The organism is Luteibacter rhizovicinus, from assembly GCF_004342265.1.
In the GTDB taxonomy this organism is placed as follows: Bacteria; Pseudomonadota; Gammaproteobacteria; order Xanthomonadales; family Rhodanobacteraceae; genus Luteibacter; species Luteibacter rhizovicinus_B.
This window is the reverse complement of sequence record NZ_SMCS01000002.1, coordinates 529,943-548,328: the sequence shown is the minus strand read 5'-3', so window position 1 is coordinate 548,328 and position 18,386 is coordinate 529,943. Positions and strand designations below refer to the sequence as shown.

General features: G+C 62.5%; 15 protein-coding genes. 9 read left to right on the top strand and 6 right to left on the bottom strand.

What is annotated here, in order from left to right; all coding sequences use genetic code 11:
* Positions 1 to 24 precede the first annotated feature (24 nt).
* A complete protein-coding gene (gene yihA / locus EC912_RS06545) occupies positions 25 to 678 on the top strand; it encodes a ribosome biogenesis GTP-binding protein YihA/YsxC (protein WP_132142337.1) in 654 nt (217 codons plus the stop codon).
* A 40-nt stretch (positions 679 to 718) separates the two neighbouring features.
* On the opposite strand, the gene EC912_RS06540 is transcribed toward yihA, so the two are convergent.
* Positions 719 to 1,207, bottom strand: coding sequence for a GAF domain-containing protein (locus EC912_RS06540; protein ID WP_132142336.1), 489 nt, complete (start codon positions 1,205 to 1,207; stop codon positions 719 to 721).
* Positions 1,208 to 1,282: 75 nt separating this feature from the next.
* On the opposite strand from EC912_RS06540, the gene bioD reads away from it, so the two are divergent.
* From bioD to EC912_RS06520, 4 genes are all read left to right on the top strand, one after another.
* A complete protein-coding gene (bioD, locus tag EC912_RS06535) occupies positions 1,283 to 1,951 on the top strand; it encodes a dethiobiotin synthase (protein ID WP_132142335.1) in 669 nt (222 codons plus the stop codon).
* A gap of 44 nt (positions 1,952 to 1,995) precedes the next feature.
* On the top strand, positions 1,996 to 2,340 hold the full coding sequence (locus EC912_RS06530) for a hypothetical protein (RefSeq protein WP_132142334.1): 345 nt from the start codon (positions 1,996 to 1,998) through the stop codon (positions 2,338 to 2,340).
* Positions 2,341 to 2,441: 101 nt separating this feature from the next.
* Positions 2,442 to 4,631: a peptidyl-dipeptidase Dcp gene (dcp, locus tag EC912_RS06525; RefSeq protein ID WP_132142333.1), complete on the top strand. Its 2,190-nt coding sequence runs from the start codon at positions 2,442 to 2,444 to the stop codon at positions 4,629 to 4,631.
* 128 nt (positions 4,632 to 4,759) lie between these two features.
* Positions 4,760 to 5,239, top strand: a complete 480-nt coding sequence (locus tag EC912_RS06520) for a DUF1348 family protein (RefSeq protein ID WP_132142332.1) — start codon at positions 4,760 to 4,762, stop codon at positions 5,237 to 5,239.
* Between the two features lie 73 nt (positions 5,240 to 5,312).
* On the opposite strand, the gene EC912_RS06515 is transcribed toward EC912_RS06520, so the two are convergent.
* The 4 genes from EC912_RS06515 to EC912_RS06500 all read right to left on the bottom strand — a co-directional run bounded on the left by EC912_RS06515 (position 5,313) and on the right by EC912_RS06500 (position 10,887).
* Complete coding sequence (locus EC912_RS06515; protein WP_132142331.1) at positions 5,313 to 6,242, bottom strand: 2OG-Fe(II) oxygenase; 930 nt, start codon at positions 6,240 to 6,242, stop codon at positions 5,313 to 5,315.
* Between the two features lie 83 nt (positions 6,243 to 6,325).
* The gene (locus EC912_RS06510; protein ID WP_132142330.1) at positions 6,326 to 8,551 is read right to left on the bottom strand and encodes a T6SS phospholipase effector Tle1-like catalytic domain-containing protein; all 2,226 of its coding nucleotides are present in this window, start codon (positions 8,549 to 8,551) and stop codon (positions 6,326 to 6,328) included.
* Between the two features lie 22 nt (positions 8,552 to 8,573).
* Positions 8,574 to 9,092, bottom strand: coding sequence for a hypothetical protein (locus EC912_RS06505; RefSeq protein ID WP_132142329.1), 519 nt, complete (start codon positions 9,090 to 9,092; stop codon positions 8,574 to 8,576).
* Between the two features lie 106 nt (positions 9,093 to 9,198).
* A complete protein-coding gene (locus tag EC912_RS06500) occupies positions 9,199 to 10,887 on the bottom strand; it encodes a type IV secretory system conjugative DNA transfer family protein (RefSeq protein ID WP_132142328.1) in 1,689 nt (562 codons plus the stop codon).
* 376 nt (positions 10,888 to 11,263) lie between these two features.
* Here EC912_RS06500 and EC912_RS19500 point away from each other — a divergent pair, with 376 nt between their 5' ends.
* Positions 11,264 to 11,578, top strand: coding sequence for a hypothetical protein (locus EC912_RS19500; protein ID WP_207906773.1), 315 nt, complete (start codon positions 11,264 to 11,266; stop codon positions 11,576 to 11,578).
* 285 nt (positions 11,579 to 11,863) lie between these two features.
* On the opposite strand, the gene putA is transcribed toward EC912_RS19500, so the two are convergent.
* Positions 11,864 to 15,016: a bifunctional proline dehydrogenase/L-glutamate gamma-semialdehyde dehydrogenase PutA gene (putA, locus tag EC912_RS06490; protein ID WP_132142326.1), complete on the bottom strand. Its 3,153-nt coding sequence runs from the start codon at positions 15,014 to 15,016 to the stop codon at positions 11,864 to 11,866.
* A 347-nt stretch (positions 15,017 to 15,363) separates the two neighbouring features.
* On the opposite strand from putA, the gene EC912_RS06485 reads away from it, so the two are divergent.
* The 3 genes from EC912_RS06485 to ctaD are packed head-to-tail and all read left to right on the top strand — an operon-like array spanning position 15,364 to position 18,371.
* A complete protein-coding gene (locus EC912_RS06485) occupies positions 15,364 to 15,804 on the top strand; it encodes a DUF2244 domain-containing protein (RefSeq protein WP_132142836.1) in 441 nt (146 codons plus the stop codon).
* Between the two features lie 20 nt (positions 15,805 to 15,824).
* A complete protein-coding gene (gene coxB, locus EC912_RS06480) occupies positions 15,825 to 16,724 on the top strand; it encodes a cytochrome c oxidase subunit II (RefSeq protein ID WP_132142325.1) in 900 nt (299 codons plus the stop codon).
* A gap of 33 nt (positions 16,725 to 16,757) precedes the next feature.
* Positions 16,758 to 18,371 carry a cytochrome c oxidase subunit I gene (gene ctaD / locus EC912_RS06475; RefSeq protein WP_132142324.1) on the top strand — a complete coding sequence of 538 codons (1,614 nt, stop codon included), beginning with the start codon at positions 16,758 to 16,760 and terminating at the stop codon, positions 18,369 to 18,371.
* Positions 18,372 to 18,386: the final 15 nt, after the last annotated feature.

The window sequence follows — 18,386 nt, the reverse complement described above, 5'->3', positions numbered from 1 at the left end:
CGTGTCGGCGCGCGTGCCTCGCCTATGTCCACCAAACACAACGTACTCAACGGCGCGACCTTCGTGCTTGCCGCCCACGAGATTACCCAGCTGCCTTACGACTCGGGTGCCGAAGTCGCGTTCGCCGGTCGCTCCAATGCCGGAAAGTCCAGTGCGCTCAACGCGTTGACCGGACACAACGGACTGGCTCGGACATCGAAGACGCCGGGGCGCACCCAGCAGATGGTGGTGTTCGACCTGCCCCCGCTGAAGGGCGCCGAGGGTACCGAGCCGCTGACGGCCCGTCTCGTCGACCTGCCGGGTTACGGTTACGCCAAGGTGCCCGAGGCCATCCGCCTGCACTGGCGCAGCGAGATCGACGCCTATCTGAAAATGCGGCGCAGCCTGCGCGGCGTGGTGCTGATCGTCGATATCCGCCATCCGCTGAAGGAATTCGACCGGATGATGCTGGGCTTCTGCGCCGCCACCGAACTGCCTTGCCACGTGCTGCTGACCAAGGCGGACAAAATCTCCCGCGGTCCGGCATCTGCCGCGCTGGAAGCGTTGCGCAAAGAGATGCGCAAGGACGGCGTCACCGGTACGGCGCAGGTCTTCTCGTCATCGGCGAAGAACGGCGTGGAAGAGGCGAGGGCGCGGATCATCGAGCTACTGCATACGCCGCGCCCGCACGAGCTGTAGCCGATCTGTCGTAGGAGCGAGCTCCTGCACAAAACGCCTGTCAGGCCACGTTGGCCATGAATACCCGGCATAGCTCTTCCATGCCCTTGCGGTCTTCCTCGTCGAAGCGCGCCACCGACGGGCTGTCCACGTCCCATACGCCCAGCAGCGTGCCGTCGGCCTTGACCAGCGGCACGACGATTTCCGATTGCGAGGCGGCGTCGCATGCGATGTGGCCTTCGAAGGCGTGCACGTCGCGGACCAGCTGGGTTTCCCGCGTAGTGGCGGCCGTGCCGCAGACGCCGCGCCCCAGCGCGATGCGCACGCAGGCCGGCTTGCCCTGGAACGGACCGACGACCAGTTCGGTGCCGTCGAACAGATAAAAGCCCGACCAGTTGATATCCGGCAACGTATTGAAGACCAGCGCGGCGAAGTTGGCCGCATTAGCGATCAGGTTGCTTTCGCCCGCGAGAATGCCCGAGGCCTGCTGGGCCAGCTCTTTATAAAGCGTGGATTTGTCGTCGGTGGGAATCGATGAGGTCTCGAACATGGGACACTGCCGCCAGCGGGTAAGGCCTCCTCTATGGAGGTTTCCCGGCCATTGTGCAAGATCGGAATCCCTGCAATGCAAAGCCTTTTTATCGCTGGCACCGACACCGGTATCGGCAAGACCCATGCGGCCTGCGCGCTGATCCACGCGCTGCGGGCGCGAGGCCATTCCGTGGCCGGCATGAAGCCCGTCGCCAGCGGCTGCGAGCGGACCGTCGACGGTCTGCGCAATGACGATGCGCTGGCGCTTCTCGCGGCCAGCTCGCCGGTGCCGCCGTACGAAAGGGTGAATCCGGTCGCCCTGGAAGAGGCCGTGGCACCTCATCTCGCCGCGGCGCATGCCGGGATTTCCATCGAACTGCCGCCGCTTCGCGCCGCTTTCGAGGCACTGGCCGTCGATCATGAATGGGCCGTCGTGGAAGGCGTGGGCGGGTGGATGGTTCCGCTGTCGCCCACGCTGTGCGCCAGCGACATCGCGCGCGAGTGGCGCCTGCCGGTGATCCTCGTCGTCGGGTTGCGTCTGGGCTGCATCAGCCACGCGCGTCTCACCGCCCTCGCCATCCAGGCCGACGGTTGCGAACTCGTCGGCTGGATCGCCAATACCATCGATCCGGACATGGCCTTGCGGGACGAAAACCTGCAAACCCTTGTGGACCTGCTGCCGGCGCCGTGCCTGGGCGTCATTCCTTATGGCGTGTCGCCCCGGGATGCCGCCGCGTTGCTGGATATCGCCGTTCTCGCCTGACGGTTCACACCGTCGCCACGTTCCGCATCTTATTTACGACACCTATGCCAACCACTCACCGCTACTACCTCTCCGTTGCCGACCTTGCGAACGCGCGCGGCTCCGAACCGTCGCTGGCCTTCGAGGGTATCGGCCCCGAAAAGCTCGCTTCCGACCTCGCCGACGCCTTGCGCAGCGATACGCTGTTCCAGCAATGGAAAGCCATGCAGCCGGACCCCGACGAAGTCGCCCCCTCGCTGGGCGCGACCGATCCCGGCGTCAGCGCGACGGGCAAGCAGACCAGCGACCGCGCCGACATTGAGCTGGTGACGACGTTGCCGATGAGCATCGTCAAGCAGCGCCTGAACTGGCTCATCGGGCCCAACTGGCAACTGCGCGACATGCGCTGACGCGCCGCAGCAAGGCTTCGCCCGTGACGGACGGCGGTTGTGCGTAATCGGCGCACACCGCTAGAGTCGTTGTTTTGCCGTCCGTACAGGGAAAGCGCCACATGCTCCGGATCCGTACCCTCGTGATCGCCACCTCGCTTGCGCTTGGTGCCTGCTCGCAGTCCTCCGAACCCGCCGACAAAGCCACGCCCGCGCCCGCCTCCACGGCGCCGGCCGCACCTTCGTCCGCCAGCACCACCGCCGCCACGCCGATGACTGAAAATCCGTTCTACGCGAAGAGCACGCTGCCCTTCGAGGCGCCGCCCTTCGACAAGATCAAGGACGCCGACTTCCAGCCCGCTATCGAAGAGGGCATGAAGCGGCACCTAGCCGAAGTCGAAGCGATCGCCAACCAGGCCGACGCGCCGACGTTCGACAACACGCTGGTCGCACTCGAGAAGTCGGGCGTCCTGCTGTCCCGTGTGCAGCACGTGTTCGGCGCGCTGACGGGCGCCAACACCAACGACACGTTGCAGAAGGTCGAAGAGGAAGAGGCGCCGAAACTCGCCGCGCACAGCGATGCGATCTACCTCAACGACAAACTCTTCAAGCGCATCGAGACGCTGTACAACCAGCGCGACACGCTGAAGCTCGATCCGGAATCGGCGCGGCTGCTCGAGTACTACTACAAAGACTTCGTGCATGCGGGCGCACGTCTGTCCGAGGCCGACAAGACGAAGCTCAAGGACATCAACAAGGAAGAGTCGACCCTCAGCACGCAGTTCACGAACCGCCTGCTGGCCGCCACGAAAGCCGGTGCGCTGGTCGTCGACGACAAGGCAAAGCTCGACGGGCTCGACACCGCCGATATCGAAGCCGCGGCTGGCGCCGCGAAAGATCGCAAGCTCGACGGCAAGTGGGTCATTGCGCTGCAGAACACCACGCAGCAGCCCAACCTGCAGGCGCTGAACGACCGCGACACGCGCGAGAAACTGTTCAAGGCATCGTGGGATCGCGCCGAACATGGCGATGCGAACGATACCCGCGAACTCGTTTCCCGGATCGCCCAGCTCCGCGCCGAGCGTGCGAAGCTTCTTGGCTTCCCGAACTATGCGGCATGGACGCTCGACGACCAGATGGCGAAGACGCCCGAGGTTGCCGAAAAGTTCATGGAGCGCCTCGTGCCGGCCGCCGTCGCACGCGCGACCCTCGAAGCGAAGGACATCCAGGATGTCATCGACAAGGAGAAGGGCGGTTTCCAGGCGCAAGCATGGGACTGGGACCACTACGCGGAAAAGGTGCGCAAGGCCAAGTACGATCTGGACGAAGCGCAGATCAAGCCGTACTTCGAACTGAACAGTGTGCTGCAGAACGGCGTGTTCTACGCCGCGAACCAGCTCTACGGCCTGACCTTCAAAGAGCGCAAGGACATCCCGGTCTACCATCCGGACGTCCATGTGTACGAAGTGTTCGACAAGGATGGCAGTTCGATCGCGCTGTTCTACACCGACTACTTCAAGCGCGATAACAAGGGCGGCGGCGCCTGGATGGACAACTTCGTCACGCAGTCGAAGCTGTTCGGTACCAAGCCGGTCATCTATAACGTCGCCAACTTCAGCAAGCCGGCCGACGGCCAGCCCGCGCTGCTCTCGTTCGACGACGTGGTCACCATGTTCCACGAATTCGGCCACGGTCTGCACGGCATCTTCGCCAGCCAGCAGTACCCGTCGTTGTCGGGTACCAGCACGGCGCGCGACTTCGTCGAATTTCCATCGCAGTTCAACGAGCACTGGGCATCCGATCCGAAGGTATTCGCGAACTACGCGAAGCACTACAAGACCGGCGAGCCGATGCCGAAGGAACTGGTCGAGAAGATCAAGAAGGCAAAGAGCTTCAACCAGGGCTACGCGATGAGCGAACTTATCTCGGCGGCGCTGCTCGACATGCAATGGCACATGCTTCCCGCCGGTGGCGAGAAGAAGAACGTCGATGCGTTCGAGTCCGAGGCGCTGAAGAAGGCCGGCTTCACCATGGCGCAGGTGCCGCCGCGTTACCGTTCCAGCTACTTCCAGCACATCTGGGGTAACGGTTACGCCGCAGGCTATTACGCGTACCTGTGGACGCAGATGCTCGACGCCGATGCGTTCCAGTGGTTCACCGAACACGGTGGCCTCACGCGCGACAACGGTCAGATCTTCCGCGACAAGATTCTTTCGCGGGGCAACACGATCGAATTGGGCAAGCTTTACCGCGACTTCCGCGGCAAGGAACCCAGCATCGAGCCGATGCTGAAGGATCGCGGTCTGAAGTAAGGGGTCGTTCCTTTCGTGTCGAACTGAAACGCCTGTCCGTGAGGACAGGCGTTTTTTTATGCGCGGATGGGGGCACACTAAACAGGCCCGCCCGCCCGCATGACAGACAGTCGAACGAGGAAGAAAGTATGTCGTCAGCTAACGAATCGCGTCCTCCGTTTCCGCCCTTCACGCAGGAAACGGCCACATTGAAAGTGCGTCTTGCCGAAGACGGCTGGAATACGCGGGACCCGCAACGGGTCGCTCTCGCGTATAGCCCGGACAGTCGCTGGCGCAATCGCGCCGAGTTCGTCACGGGCCGCGATGCGATCGTCGGATTCCTGACGCGCAAGTGGACCCGCGAACTGGACTATCGCCTGATCAAGGAGTTGTGGGCATTCGACGGAAACCGGATAGCCGTGCGCTTCGCTTACGAATGGCACGACGACGCGGATAACTGGTTCCGTTCTTACGGTAACGAGAACTGGGAGTTCGACAGCGACGGCCTGATGACCCTGCGCTACGCCTGCATCAACGACCTGCCGATAAAAGCGGCGGATCGTTTTTTCCATTGGCCGCAGGGGCGCCGACCCGACGAGTATGCCGGTCTGAGCGAGCTCGGCTTGTAACGTCGATTGCCGCGAAGACGATCCGGCATGAGGCGGAAGACTCGCCCATAAGGCGGAGCGCGGCGCCGTGGGGTCAGGCGGCCGTGCGGCGACGATAGCGTATGTAGAGGCGCTTCATCAGATAGAGGAGATGGCCACCGAAACCCTTGTCCTGGGCCTGGAGCAGCTTGCCGTTCTCTTCGTAAAGCATGCGCAGCTGGACGTCTCGGGCGGCGACCAGTGCACGCAGTTCCGCGACATCGTCGTCGGACAGCACGCGTCCGGCGACGATGTGTTCGGGCATCTGGCGATTGACGTAGTGCGTCGTATGCCGCCCGGCGATTTCTTCGACGGGACGTTCTTTCGTATAGAAGTAAAGCGCGATCGACTTGCGCGACAGGTCCGGGCGGTCTTCGGGAAGCTGGATTTTGTCGAAGCCGTGCCAGCTGGTTTCCGTGGTTTCGAAAATCACGCAACGGTTGAACAGCGGTGCCACGCGCACGGTCGGCCTGGGCTCTTCATATGGATCGCGATACAGGTCGAGCATGCCGCCCCACGATTCGTCCCACTCGTGATTGAGATACACGATGAGATTCAGGCGGCGGTGCCAGCGTTCGCTCGGATGGTAGTTGAAATCGATATGGGCACTGAGCGGCTGTCCATGGCGATTTTCGTGCGTACCGCCACCGAGATAGAACGGGTCGTAAAGAAGATCGTCGATGCCAGTGATGCGGCCGACGTAATCGAGGAACGCCGGTGTCTGGATAACTTCATCGAGCCGGCGATAAGCCTCGCCCAGCTGGGGCATGCTGTCGACCGTCGATTTTCCACCCGGCCGCCCGTCTTCGCCGAAGTAGTTGCCGCGCTCGAAGGCGGGGAACTCGCGTAGCAGCTGGTCGACGAATCCGCGATCGAGGAAGTCGTCGATCACCAGATGACGAAAGGGCGACGCGGTGGCGAAAGCCTTTGCCTGCTCGTCGACGTTGGCGCGAACCTCAGGGCTGACGGCGGATTCGAAGCTCACGCTGGTTCCTTCCAATTGAGATTTCTCTCAATTCTAAAGGATTCCCGTCGCTGCTACATGGCGTTGCCGCGTGGCGGCATCGATCAGATCGTCAGCCCTTGCTGCTGCTCCTGCGCGTTGGTACGTGCCTGCTGTAGCTGGACCTGCATTTCCCGGTCGTGGTGGTGCTGGGTGGCTTGCTGGAATTGTTCGTAAGACTGCTCGGGCGGAGTGATCGCCGCTGCCTTGCTATCGGTGAAGCTTTCCGGCGTGCCGTCCTGGTTCGGGTCACCCTGATAGGCGAAGATGTAGCCGTTCACCTCCGGCCGGTTCATATCGTCGTAACTGAATTCCAGAGACGTCACGCGGGTGATGCCGGAGAGCCGGGCATCGGCCATGACGGCCGCCGTCGTGCATTCGAGGTGCTGTTCGGACAGGGTGATGTTTTCATCGGCATAGAGTTTGCGCACCTGCTCACGCACGCTTTGGTTCATGGCGTGGTCGGGATGGCCCGGGGTGCGTGGATCGGGGCGCTGTTGGAACGTGTCCATCGAGGGCGCCACGTCACCGGCGGGCGGCGCTGGCGGCGATGCGAATGGCGCCTGATAGGTGGGCTCCGGGGCAAACCCGGCATACGGCGCGGGAGGCTGTTGGGCAATCGCCGACCGCGACGGTTCGGGCCACGACGGTACAGGCGGCGGTGTGATGTGGGCTTGAGGTGCCGGAACCTCCGGCTCCCGGGTTAAGGGCGGCTGCGTTGCATTGATCGGCTCAGCCGTGCGCGGCATGGAGGCCTCGGGCGGCGTCTGCGTCTGCATGGGCGAATGCCGGTGCTCGATGCTCTTGTCCGGCGTATGGGATGGCGCGCGAAAAGGCGCGTGTTCCTGGCCCGGAATCGCCCTGCCAAGCTCCTGTTCCGTCCGTTGATTGATCAGGTCCACATCGCGCGACAACCCGCGCTCGGCGACCGGGTCCGCCGTGGGCAACCGGTGCACCGGTTGAATGGATGAGGCGGGCAAGGTGTCGTCGCGGTAGTTGTAGTCGGCGGGCAGCGGGATATTGCCGATGGCGCGACTGCGTTCGAGGTCATACGAGCGGCGCGCAGGAAGTGGTTCGACAAGATTCTCGCTATAGGCAGGCGTCGCCGGAGCGATGTCGCGTACAGCCGTATAGAGCGGAGCCATCATTGGCTCGGCGACCCGGTGCCGCTCGCCCAACTCGGCGGCGAGGGCCGGATCGACCGGGTCGGGCGGTGCGCAGGTTTCGACGAGACGACAATGCGGCGGCGATATCTGCGCACCCATGACGTCGCGTACGCCATCCTGCTCGAAGGTCGAGGTTCGATAGATGAAAAGGTGTTCTTCGGAACGGTGGATGACATACCGCTCCGGATCGTCCGGAAGCTCCCGCTTCTGCACCAGCGGCGTATCGCTCAGGGCATTGATGTAATCGGCCATCAGGTTGCCGTTGAGGCGCGCCAGTCCATCGACGTGATAACTGCCACCGATGTCCGAATGCGCGCCCGGGACAGTCACGCCAAGGAAGCGGCCGTCCGCCGAAAGCCCCTGCGGAATGATCTGGCTGGAGGGAAACGCGTTGCGCCGCTCGTCGCGCGCGACGATCTGGAAACCCGACACGACCGAAGGCGGCAGATGGCGATCGCGCTTCTGGGGTGTGCCGGTACCGACGGGGTCGAACAGGGCGACGGCTTGGGGCACCTTGCCAGGGGCGACAAGTGCTGGCTTGCTGTAGGTAATTTCGTCTGGACCAATCAGGTGCTGGGATTGCTCAAAGCCGCTGGGGTCTTGAATGCCACGTTCGTGCACCATGCGCGCGAAGCCCGCGGCCTGATCGGCACCGCGACTGAAACCGGTCTCGATGATTCGTATTTTGGCTTGGGGATCTTCTTCCAGCCAAGCCGATGCTTGACCGATAAATCTACGATACATTGCCTCAAGCCGAGCATCGTATGTATAGCCCAGAGCACCATCTGCCATGCGTACGAGGGCATTTTTCTGCGTTCCCGGGCCTTCAAGATACTGAACACGAATATTGGGATTGGTCCGCTCGATGTTTTTGAGCGACTTGCTCATCAGAGCCACATTGGTCGCGTGCTCGGGATCACCGTCCACATCGTTGCCAGTGCCATCGAAACTCGCCACATAGAGACGATCATGCGGATTGGATGAGCAATACAGCGTAGGCACGGGAAGCGATGCAAGGCCCACGCTTACGCCTTGAAAAATAGCCATGTCAGTCGCTGTGAGGGCATACGTACTCACACTGTCCTGAAGTTGTCCATTCGGGTCACGCTCGTGCTTCTCGGTCATTCCTTGTCCCTTTTGCGATCCGTCAGTAAGTCTTTGCGTAAACGAGAATCGCGTCGTGGCTCAGCGCGCTGTACTTATTTCCTGGATCCCGTTGATGCTTCAGCGGAATGAATGCCTTCATGTAGACACTTATGGTTCGATCATTGACTACCAATAAGATGTCGGGGTCGGCGACAGAAGCGTTATCGGGAATGTCTCGCTCGTCCACGTTGTGCACGATGCGTCTGTCTTTGAATATTTCATCGAGGTCGATCTTCGCCTCGTGATACGCGCCGTCTTTTGATCGCCAGGAAACAATCGCTGGCGGTGGAAAATTTTGTATACCGACCCTGACGGCATCGAGGTGTTGAAGGTGGTCCGGTCCCATGAGAGGACTCGATACCTCGTCGTCGCGGTCTTCGACGTCATACCTGCCGTGATAGAAAACCTTGCAGCCAATAGTGCTGAAGCAGTAAGCCGAGAAATTGTGATCGGTGAACTTCAAAGGGAAACTATTCTTCCGGAACGATCCGGCTTCATGCGGATGATCGGTGTTGGACATGGCGGTCTGGCACCCTGTGGCAAATAGAGAAAGAAAGCTGAGGAGAAAGGCGTAGCTTGCGTGACGTATTCGAGGGCGAATCATGCGTGCTTCCTTTTCGATTCAATCAGTGCAGGCTTAGTTTCGGCACGTCGATCTTCGGCAAAAGTCGCTTCTTGAAGAAGCGATCCGTGTAGTACCGGATCTTGCCGCACCTGATCGGATGCGGGCTACCTTCGATGAAAATGATCTGTTCTTCGGGACTCAATGCCTTCAGTTCCTGCGGGAGCATCAACGCGCGGCGCTCTTCGACCTCGGTGTAGGACATATTCCTTTCGCGGCCGTTCGAGCGGGTTTCGTTGCGCTTGCGTAGTGTGGTGTAGCCGAGCATTTCCGAGTACTCGTTCGCGTCGTTCTGTTCGCGTGGCGTATAGATGATCTGACAGGCCAGATTGGTCACCATGCTGCGTGCGACATCGCGCCCGTACGTCGCGTCCAGCTGCGACAGCGACTGGATAACGGTGAATATCCGCAGGTTGTAGCCGGCGAGATAACTGATCGATCTGGCGACGATGTCGACACGGCCGAGCGCGGTGAACTCGTCCAGAAGGATCAGGCACTGGTGCTTCAGTGCGGGATTCTTTTCCGGCAATTCCTTGACGTTCTGGTTGATGGCCTGACTGAAAAACAGGTTGAGGATCTTGCTCGACTCGGCGAGTTTGTGCGGCGAGATACCGACATAGATACTCATCGCCCTGCGGCGCAGGTCGGTCAATCGGAAGCTGTCGCTCGATGTGGCCTTATCCAGAATAGGGTTGAGGAAGATGTGCAGCGGCGCCTGAAAGCTGCCGATGACCGACGCCAGGGTTTGGTCGGCCAGTGTGGTCAGGTTGGCGAACGCCGTGCGGGTGTCGGGGCTCAGGAAGGGTTGTGCGGCAAGGCGTCTCAGGTAGGCCTTGAGGTCGATGCCATCGCCGGAGAACAGTCGATAGATGCGTCCCGGTGTGGGAATCCCGCCCCGACCTCGTTTCTTCCCGCGTCGGCGTTCGTGGTCCCATTGCTCGAACAAATACAGGCTCGCCGCGAGGAAGCAGTTGCGGGCACTGTTCGTCCAGAAAGGATCGCTCCCGCCTTCATCGTCGTAAAGAATGGCGGCGATGGCTTGTAAGTCGGTGGTGCGGAACGTGGCATCGTCGTTGACGTACGACATCGGGTTCCAGCAATGCGTGTGCAAGTCTTCGGCGAACGGATTGAAGAGGAACACCGGGCCGAGTTTCGAGCGCCAGCCGGAGGTCAGGTCATAGGCTTCCTGTTTGATGTCGAGCATGACCACCGAATCGCCGTAGGTCAGCAGATTCGGGATCACCGCGCCGACGCCTTTGCCGCTGCGCGTCGGTGCCGCCAGCAATGCGTGCCGCGTACCGTGCAGGCGCAGGAGATCGTTGCCGGTTTTACCGATGACGATGCCATTGCCGGTGGGCTTTAGCAGCCCTTGTCGGGAAAGCTCGCCGCGCTGTGCGAAGCGAGCTTCGCCATGCGTGGCCGGGGCGATTCGTTTGAACAGCTTCACCAGTAGGAATGTCCACAGGATCAGCGGCACGCCGAATCCCACGAGACCCGCTGCTTTGACTGTGTCGGCGTAGGGAGCGACGTCGGGTCGACCGAGTATCTGGAAGTACTTCCAGTATGTGTTCCATGTCCAGGGAACGTGGCTCGCCTTCAACAGGAACAGCATCACGAAGCCTGAAGCGCACATGCCCGCTATGAGGGTCAACGCCAGACATCCGAGTGCCAGACCGACCTTGATCTTGCTCATCCTTGATCTCCCTCGTGCGCAATTCCGCGCACTGGTCACCATTCTTGCGATGAGCGGCGATTCATTCCCTCAGACTAATCTGAAAAATCGTGCCTATTTAGCTCGATGGATTGACGTGTGCACGCACGGCCGCGATGCTTTCCCGGTCGCCGCATATCGGCGACCGGGTGTGCAAACCCGTGTTATGCCGTTGGCGCTGAAGACGCCGTCTCAAACGACGTCTTCATGCGTTGCGCTACGTTATGTTCGTCATTTATGGCGGGCGTGCCGGGCGGACTTCGGTCCGGCCGGGATCCAACGGCACCGGTATTTGCACCCTGGCACGCCCGCCACCCGCATCCCGCGGGTGGCGGACATCCACGGAGAGGATGCCGCCATGAGCAGCAAGCAAAACGAACTATCCGCGTCGTATGTCCTGAAGTCTGACCACGACCTGTCCATTCCCTGCCCGCTTTGCAAAGACCGTCGTGCCCTGGCGCTGGGCGATATCGACGAAGCGATCACCGAGCGTTTGTCGGGCATGCGTGGCGTGACCGATCTTCTTATCGACGTACCGATGATCGATGCCGAGCAGGGCTCGGTGGCGCAGGCCGCGTATGTGTTGCGCGGGTTGATCGATGAGGTCGTCGAGATGTATCGGGTGATGAGTCAGGGGAGCGATGAGAAGGGGTGCCGGATGCCAATGCAATAGTCCAGCGATTCCCCGATGTCTGCGAGAGCGCGCCTGCGCGCGAAAGCCGACGAAGCGTAGAAGCGGATGCTCACATTCGCAGCCCCGATTCGCAGGCTGGCGTTGCAACGCATGGCGTCTTCGCTCCGTCGGCTATCGCGCTCAAGAGCGTTCCTGCAGGGCGCCTACATTTGATGGTCGATATCGTCAGGGGGTTCAGGTGCATAGGCTGATTGCCGGCGTGCCAGGAACACAAAGGCCGCGTCCCTTGCGAGACGCGGCCTTCGGATCGAGCGTTGGTGTGGCTTATTCGCCGATCGTCAGCAGCGACGCGTTACCGCCCGCTGCCGTGGTGTTGATCGTGAGGGTGCGCTCGCCGGCGAAGCGGAACAGGTAGTGCGGGCCACCGGCCTTCGGGCCCGTGCCGGACAGGCCTTCGCCGCCGAACGGCTGCACGCCGACCACCGCGCCGATCTGGTTGCGGTTGACGTAGCAGTTGCCGACGCGCGCGCGGCTCTGGATGTACTCGATGGTGTCGTCGATGCGGCTGTGGATGCCGAGCGTCAGGCCGTAGCCCGTTGCGTTGATTTCGTCGACGACCTTGTCCAGCTCGCTACCCTTCCAGCGGATCACGTGCAGCACGGGACCGAAGATTTCGCGATCGAGCGTCTTCAGGCCCGGGATTTCGTAAGCGCGCGGCGCGAAGAACGTGCCGTTCGCCGTGGCGTCGGGCAACGCGACTTCGCCGATCTTCTTCGCTTCGCGATCCATGCGTGCGGCGTGGTCGACGAGAATCTTGCGTGCATCTTCGTCGATGACCGGACCGACGTCGGTGGACAGCAGGCCCGGATCGCCAACCGTCAGTTCGGCCATGGCGCCGGCGAGCATCGAGATCACCTTGTCGGCGATGTCTTCCTGCACGAACAGCACGCGCGCGGCGGAGCAGCGCTGGCCGGCCGACTGGAACGCCGACGCGACGACGTCTTTCACGATCTGCTCGGGCAGGGCGGAGGAGTCGGCGATCATGGCGTTCTGGCCGCCGGTTTCTGCGATCAGTGCGGCGATGGGCGCGTTACGCGCGGCAAGCGCGCGGTTGATCGCCCAGGCGGTTTCGGTCGAGCCCGTGAAGGCCACGCCGGCGACGCGCGGGTCGCGGGTGAGTGCGGCACCGACCGTGGCGCCGTCGCCCGGCAGGTATTGCAGCACGTCGGCAGGCACGCCGGCGGTATGCAGCAGCTTCACCGCGGCGTAGCCGATCAGCGAGGTCTGTTCGGCCGGCTTGGCGACGACGGCATTGCCCGCGGCGAGCGCGGCGGCAACCTGACCGATGAAGATCGCCAGCGGGAAGTTCCAGGGGCTGATGCAGACGAAGACACCGCGGCCATTGAGGAAGAGCTGGTTGCTCTCGCCGGTGGGGCCCGGAAGCTGTTCCGGTTGACCGAAGTGGCGGCGGGCCATCGTGGCGTAGTAGCGCAGGAAGTCGGCGGCTTCGCGGATTTCGGCGATGGCGTCGGGCAGGCTCTTGCCGGCTTCGCGCACGCACATGGCGATGAATTCGGCACGGTTGTGTTCCAGCTGTTCGGCGGCGTGCTCGAGGATCGCGGCGCGGCTGGCGGCCGGCAGGCGGTCCCAGGCCGGCTGGGCGGCGACGCCGTTGGCAAGCGCGCGGTCGACCATGGACGGATCGGCCAGCTCGACGGTACCGATGATGCGGCGGCGATCGGACGGATCGGTGACCTCGACCTTCGTGCCGGCATGCGACGCGCCGGCGACGAGCGGAGCGGCGTGCCACGGGCCGCTGTGACGGTTGACGGACTCCGCGAGTTCGCGCAGTTCGTTGTCGTTCGCAAAGTTCATGCCCATGGAATTCTTCCGAAGTTCGCCGTAGAGATTGACCGGCAGGGGGATACGGGGGTGGGGGATAGAAGCAAAGGCGCGGACCGTTTCGCACGGATCGGCGACCAGGTCGCGCACCGGCACGGATTCGTCGACCACGCGGTTCACGAAGCTGGTGTTCGCGCCGTTTTCCAGCAGGCGGCGCACGAGATACGGCAGCAGGTCTTCGTGGCTGCCGACCGGCGCGTACACGCGGCAGGGAACGTTGAGCTTGTCCTTGCCGATCACTTCCGCGTACAGGTCGGCGCCCATGCCGTGCAGGCGCTGGTTCTCGTACGGACGACCCTGCGCGATGTGGTTGATGGCGGCGATGGTGTGCGCGTTATGCGTGGCGAACTGCGGATAGATCGCGTCGGCGCCAGCGGCGAACAGGCGGCGCGCGCAGGCGAGATACGACACGTCGGTGTTCGGCTTGCGCGTATAGACCGGATAGCCGGGCAGGCCGTTTTCCTGAGCGCGTTTGACCTCGGCGTCCCAGTAGGCGCCCTTCACCAGACGCACGTACCAGCGACGGCCGGTTTCGCGAGCTTTCTCGGTCACCCAGTCGATCACGAACGGCGCGCGCTTCTGGTACGCCTGGATGACGATGCCTAGACCGTTCCAGCCTTGCAGCGACGGATGCGCGAAGACGTCGCCGATGATGTCCAGCGACAGTTCCAGGCGGTCGGCTTCTTCGGCATCGACGGAGAGCGCGATGCCGTTCTTCATGGCCAGCTGCGAGAGTTCCAGCAGCTTCGCGCCGAGTTCGGCGCGCGCGCGTTCGCGATTGCCGATTTCGTAGCGCGGATGCAGCGCCGACAGCTTCACCGAGATCGACGGCGCTTCGAGATTGTTCGGGAACGGACCGCGCGCGCCCAGCGCGTTGATCGCGTCGCGGTAATCCTGCTGGTAGCGTTCGGCGGTTTCCTGGGTCAGTGCCGATTCGCCGAGCATGTCGTACGAATAACGGTAGACCGCGTGTTCTTTTTCGGCGGAACGGTCCAGCGCTTCCTTGATCGTGCGGCCCATGACGAACTGGTGGCCCATGATGCGCATGGCCTGGCGCACGGCCAGCCGCACGACGGGTTCGCCGGCGCGACCGACCAGCCGGCGCAGCGCGCTGGCGAAATCGTGGCGGGTTTCCTCGGCCAGGTTCACGAGGTGACCGGTCAGCATCAGACCCCAGGTCGACGCATTGACGAACAGCGATTCGCTCTGGCCGAGATGTTTCTTCCAGTCGGCTTCGCCGAGCTTGTCGCGGATCAGCTTGTCGGCGGTGGCCTTGTCGGGAATGCGCAGCAGCGCTTCGGCCACGCACATCAGCAGGACGCCTTCCTCGCTGGAAAGATCGTACTGGCGCATGAAGGATTCGACGGCGCTCTGGTCCTTCGCCCGCGCGCGGACGCGCGAGACGAGTCCGGCGGCGAGATCGATGATCTGCTCGCGCTCGGTCGCCGGCAGCGTGGCCTGCACGAGCAGGTCGTTGACGGCTTCCGTTTCGTCGCGCAGCCAGGCGGACGTGATACGCGCTCGCGCCGGCTCGGCGCCGGGGGGAAGTTCTGGACTGAGAATGCTTGGGTTCACGGGGGACGGGCTCGGGGAACCGGGGAGGGAACCGCCGATTGTACGTGACGAGGGACTTGTGGGGTGTAGCAGAGCGGGGATGGGGGGTGGGTAGTGGGGGCGCAAGTTGCGTACGTTCGAGGGGCTGTTGCGTTACGGATGCGCCGAGGTCTGCCGACCGGTTCCGTACCCTCGGGCTAACGCCGGGATTGCGCCCCCACTACCCACCCCCCATCCCCGCTCTTCCGCCCTCCCGCCACTTCCATCCTTGCCGGTTCCAGCCCACCGCCCTATCATTCCGCTGTTCCAGGCACGCGGGACTCCTTGTGATCGTGCTTCGACCGACCGTCGCGGGTCACCCGCGCGTGATGTGGCTACGGCCCAATCGCGCGTTGAGCCGTCGCGGTCTTCGTCGTCTCATAGGGGGTCTTGCGGCGTTGGCGTTGACGACAGCATGGCTTGGAGCGTGGCAGGGGAATGTATTCGCTCCCGTGTTTGCGCTCGTCGAGTGCTTCGTTCTCGCGTTCGCGCTCGGTGCGGCCTGGCGGGCCGGCAGCCGTGGCGAACGTATCGTCATCGGTCCGGATACGCTGGAAGTACGCACGATGCCGGGTCACCGGTCGCGCCGTTTCCAGTCGTACTGGGTGCGGGTGCTGCTTGCGCCGGGCAACGGACGTCACCGTCTGTTGCTGAGGTCGCATGGCGACGAGCTGGAAATCGGCGCATTCCTCGGCGAAGAGGAACGCGTCGAGTTGTCGACGAAACTCATGGTGCTGCTGTCGGAAGTAACCGGTCAGACGCGCAGGTAGGTTCAATAAAGGTGCAAGACATGACATCTGGCGGCATCAGGCGATCGGTAACGGCATGGGCGGCGGCTGCCTGCGCGTCGTTCGGCACGGCGGCATGGGCTAACCCCGAGCCCAACCAGCTGAACATGACCAAGGGCGTCAGTGAGTGGTCTCCCTACGCGCTGCACATGGTGGGCTTCTGGGTCTGCGTCGTTATCGGCATCCTCGTTTTCGGCGCGATGTTCGTCGCCATGTTCCGCTTCCGTAAGTCGCGCGGCGCCGTGGCGGAGAAGTGGACCCACAGCACCAAGCTCGAAATTGTCTGGACGGTCATTCCCGTCATTATCCTTATCGTCCTGGCCAAGCTCGCCACCGGCGGCCTGACGTCGTTCGCCGATACCACCGGTTCGGAAATGACGATCAAGATCACCGGCTACCAGTGGAAGTGGCGCTACGACTATGTCGATTACAAGGGCAAGGGCGTCGACAAGGTCGGCTTCATGTCCAAGCTCGAGGAATCGAGCGATCGCACGCGCCAGCTGAAGTCGAACCTCGACCCGGCCAAGATCCAGGTCGACGGCTACAACACCTATCTTCTGGATGTGGACAAGCCGCTCGTCGTGCCGGTCAACACCAAGATCCGCTTCGTCATCGTCGGCGGCGACGTCATCCACTCGTGGTGGGTGCCGGCGCTGGGCTGGAAGATCGACGCGATCCCGGGCATCGCCAACGCGGCCTGGACCAATATCAAGGAGCCCGGCGTCTATCGTGGGCAGTGCGCCGAACTGTGCGGTCAGGACCATGGCTTCATGCCGATCGTGGTCAAGGCCGTGCCGAAGGCCGAATTCGAGCAGTGGCTGACCACCCAGCAGGACGAAGCCAAGGTTCAGAAGGCTGCGCAGACCGCTCAGACCGCTCCCGCCCCTGCCAACCAGGGCTAACCGAACACGTATTGCAGGTAGAGGTTTAAGGCCATGGCGCACGCAGCCACCCACGACCATCACGATCACCACGGAGCTCCCGCGAGCTTCGTACAGCGCTGGCTTCTGTCCACGAACCACAAGGACATCGGCACGCTGTATCTGATCTTCTCGCTGACGATGTTCTTCATCGGCGGCGCCTTCGCCATGGTTATCCGTGCGGAGTTGTTCAAACCCGGCTTGCAGCTGGTGCAGCCGTATTTCTTCAATGAAATGACGACCATGCACGCGCTGGTCATGATCTTCGGCGCGATCATGCCGGCGTTCGTCGGTCTGGCGAACTGGATGGTTCCGCTGATGGTCGGCGCGCCGGACATGGCGCTGCCGCGCATGAACAACCTGTCGTTCTGGATTCTCCCGTTCGCGTTCATCATGCTGCTGTCCACCCTGTTCATGCCCGGTGGCGGTCCTGCCGGTGGCTGGACGATGTACCCGCCGCTGTCGCTGCAGGGCGAGTCGGTCGCTTATGTGATCTTCGCGATCCATCTGATGGGTATCAGCTCGATCATGGGCGCGATCAACATCATCGCCACCATCCTGAACATGCGCGCTCCGGGCATGGACCTGCTGAAAATGCCGGTCTTCGTGTGGAGCTGGCTGATCACGGCGTTCCTGCTGATCGCGGTGATGCCCGTCCTCGCCGGCGCGGTCACCATGCTGCTGACCGACAAGTACTTCGGCACCAACTTCTTCAACGCCGCCGGCGGCGGTGATCCGGTCCTGTACCAGCACATCTTCTGGTTCTTCGGTCACCCCGAGGTTTACATCATGATCCTGCCGGCATTCGGGATCATCTCGGAAATCATCCCGACCTTCTCGCGCAAGCCGATCTTCGGTTACCGCGCGATGGTGTTCGCGATCGCTTCCATCGCGTTCCTGTCGTTCATCGTCTGGGCCCACCACATGTTCGCGGTCGGCCTCCCGATGGGTGCCGAAATCTTCTTCATGTACGCCACGATGCTGATCGCCGTGCCCACGGGCGTGAAGGTCTTCAACTGGGTGTCCACGATGTGGGGCGGCTCGATGACCTTCGAGACCCCGATGCTGTTCTCGATCGCCTTCGTGATCCTGTTCACCATCGGCGGCTTCTCGGGCCTGATGCTCGCGCTGGCTCCGGCCGACTTCCAGTACCACGACACGTACTTCGTGGTTGCCCACTTCCACTACGTGCTGGTGACCGGCGCCGCGTTCTCGATCATGGCCGCCGCGTATTACTGGCTGCCGAAGTGGTCGGGCAACATGTACAGCGAGACCTGGGGCAAGATCCATTTCTGGTCCAGCGTCATCTCGGTCAACGTGCTGTTCTTCCCGCAGCACTTCCTGGGTCTGGCCGGCATGCCGCGCCGTATCCCGGATTACAACGTGGCTTTCGCGAACTTCAACATGATCAGCTCGATCGGCGGCTTCTGGTTCGGCGCCTCGCAGCTCATCTTCCTCGGCGTGGTCGTCCATTGCGTGTACTTCTCGAAGAAGAAGGCCGCCGACCGCTCGTGGGAAGGCGCGAAGGGCCTGGAGTGGACGGTGCCGTCGCCGGCTCCGCATCACACCTTCGATGTGCCGCCCGTCATCCATGACGACGAGCTGGCCCATGGCGATACCTCGCACTAAAGACAGACCGGACAG

Excerpts from the sequence above, each read along its gene's own strand:
- yihA (WP_132142337.1), top strand. The coding sequence starts at position 25 with ATGTCCACCAAACACAACGTACTCAACGGCGCGACCTTCGTGCTTGCC.
- EC912_RS06540 (WP_132142336.1), bottom strand. The coding sequence starts at position 1,207 with ATGTTCGAGACCTCATCGATTCCCACCGACGACAAATCCACGCTTTAT.
- bioD (WP_132142335.1), top strand. The coding sequence starts at position 1,283 with ATGCAAAGCCTTTTTATCGCTGGCACCGACACCGGTATCGGCAAGACC.
- EC912_RS06530 (WP_132142334.1), top strand. The coding sequence starts at position 1,996 with ATGCCAACCACTCACCGCTACTACCTCTCCGTTGCCGACCTTGCGAAC.
- dcp (WP_132142333.1), top strand. The coding sequence starts at position 2,442 with ATGCTCCGGATCCGTACCCTCGTGATCGCCACCTCGCTTGCGCTTGGT.
- EC912_RS06520 (WP_132142332.1), top strand. The coding sequence starts at position 4,760 with ATGTCGTCAGCTAACGAATCGCGTCCTCCGTTTCCGCCCTTCACGCAG.
- EC912_RS06510 (WP_132142330.1), bottom strand. The coding sequence starts at position 8,551 with ATGACCGAGAAGCACGAGCGTGACCCGAATGGACAACTTCAGGACAGT.
- EC912_RS06505 (WP_132142329.1), bottom strand. The coding sequence starts at position 9,092 with ATGTCCAACACCGATCATCCGCATGAAGCCGGATCGTTCCGGAAGAAT.
- EC912_RS06500 (WP_132142328.1), bottom strand. The coding sequence starts at position 10,887 with ATGAGCAAGATCAAGGTCGGTCTGGCACTCGGATGTCTGGCGTTGACC.
- EC912_RS19500 (WP_207906773.1), top strand. The coding sequence starts at position 11,264 with ATGAGCAGCAAGCAAAACGAACTATCCGCGTCGTATGTCCTGAAGTCT.
- EC912_RS06485 (WP_132142836.1), top strand. The coding sequence starts at position 15,364 with ATGTGGCTACGGCCCAATCGCGCGTTGAGCCGTCGCGGTCTTCGTCGT.
- coxB (WP_132142325.1), top strand. The coding sequence starts at position 15,825 with ATGACATCTGGCGGCATCAGGCGATCGGTAACGGCATGGGCGGCGGCT.
- ctaD (WP_132142324.1), top strand. The coding sequence starts at position 16,758 with ATGGCGCACGCAGCCACCCACGACCATCACGATCACCACGGAGCTCCC.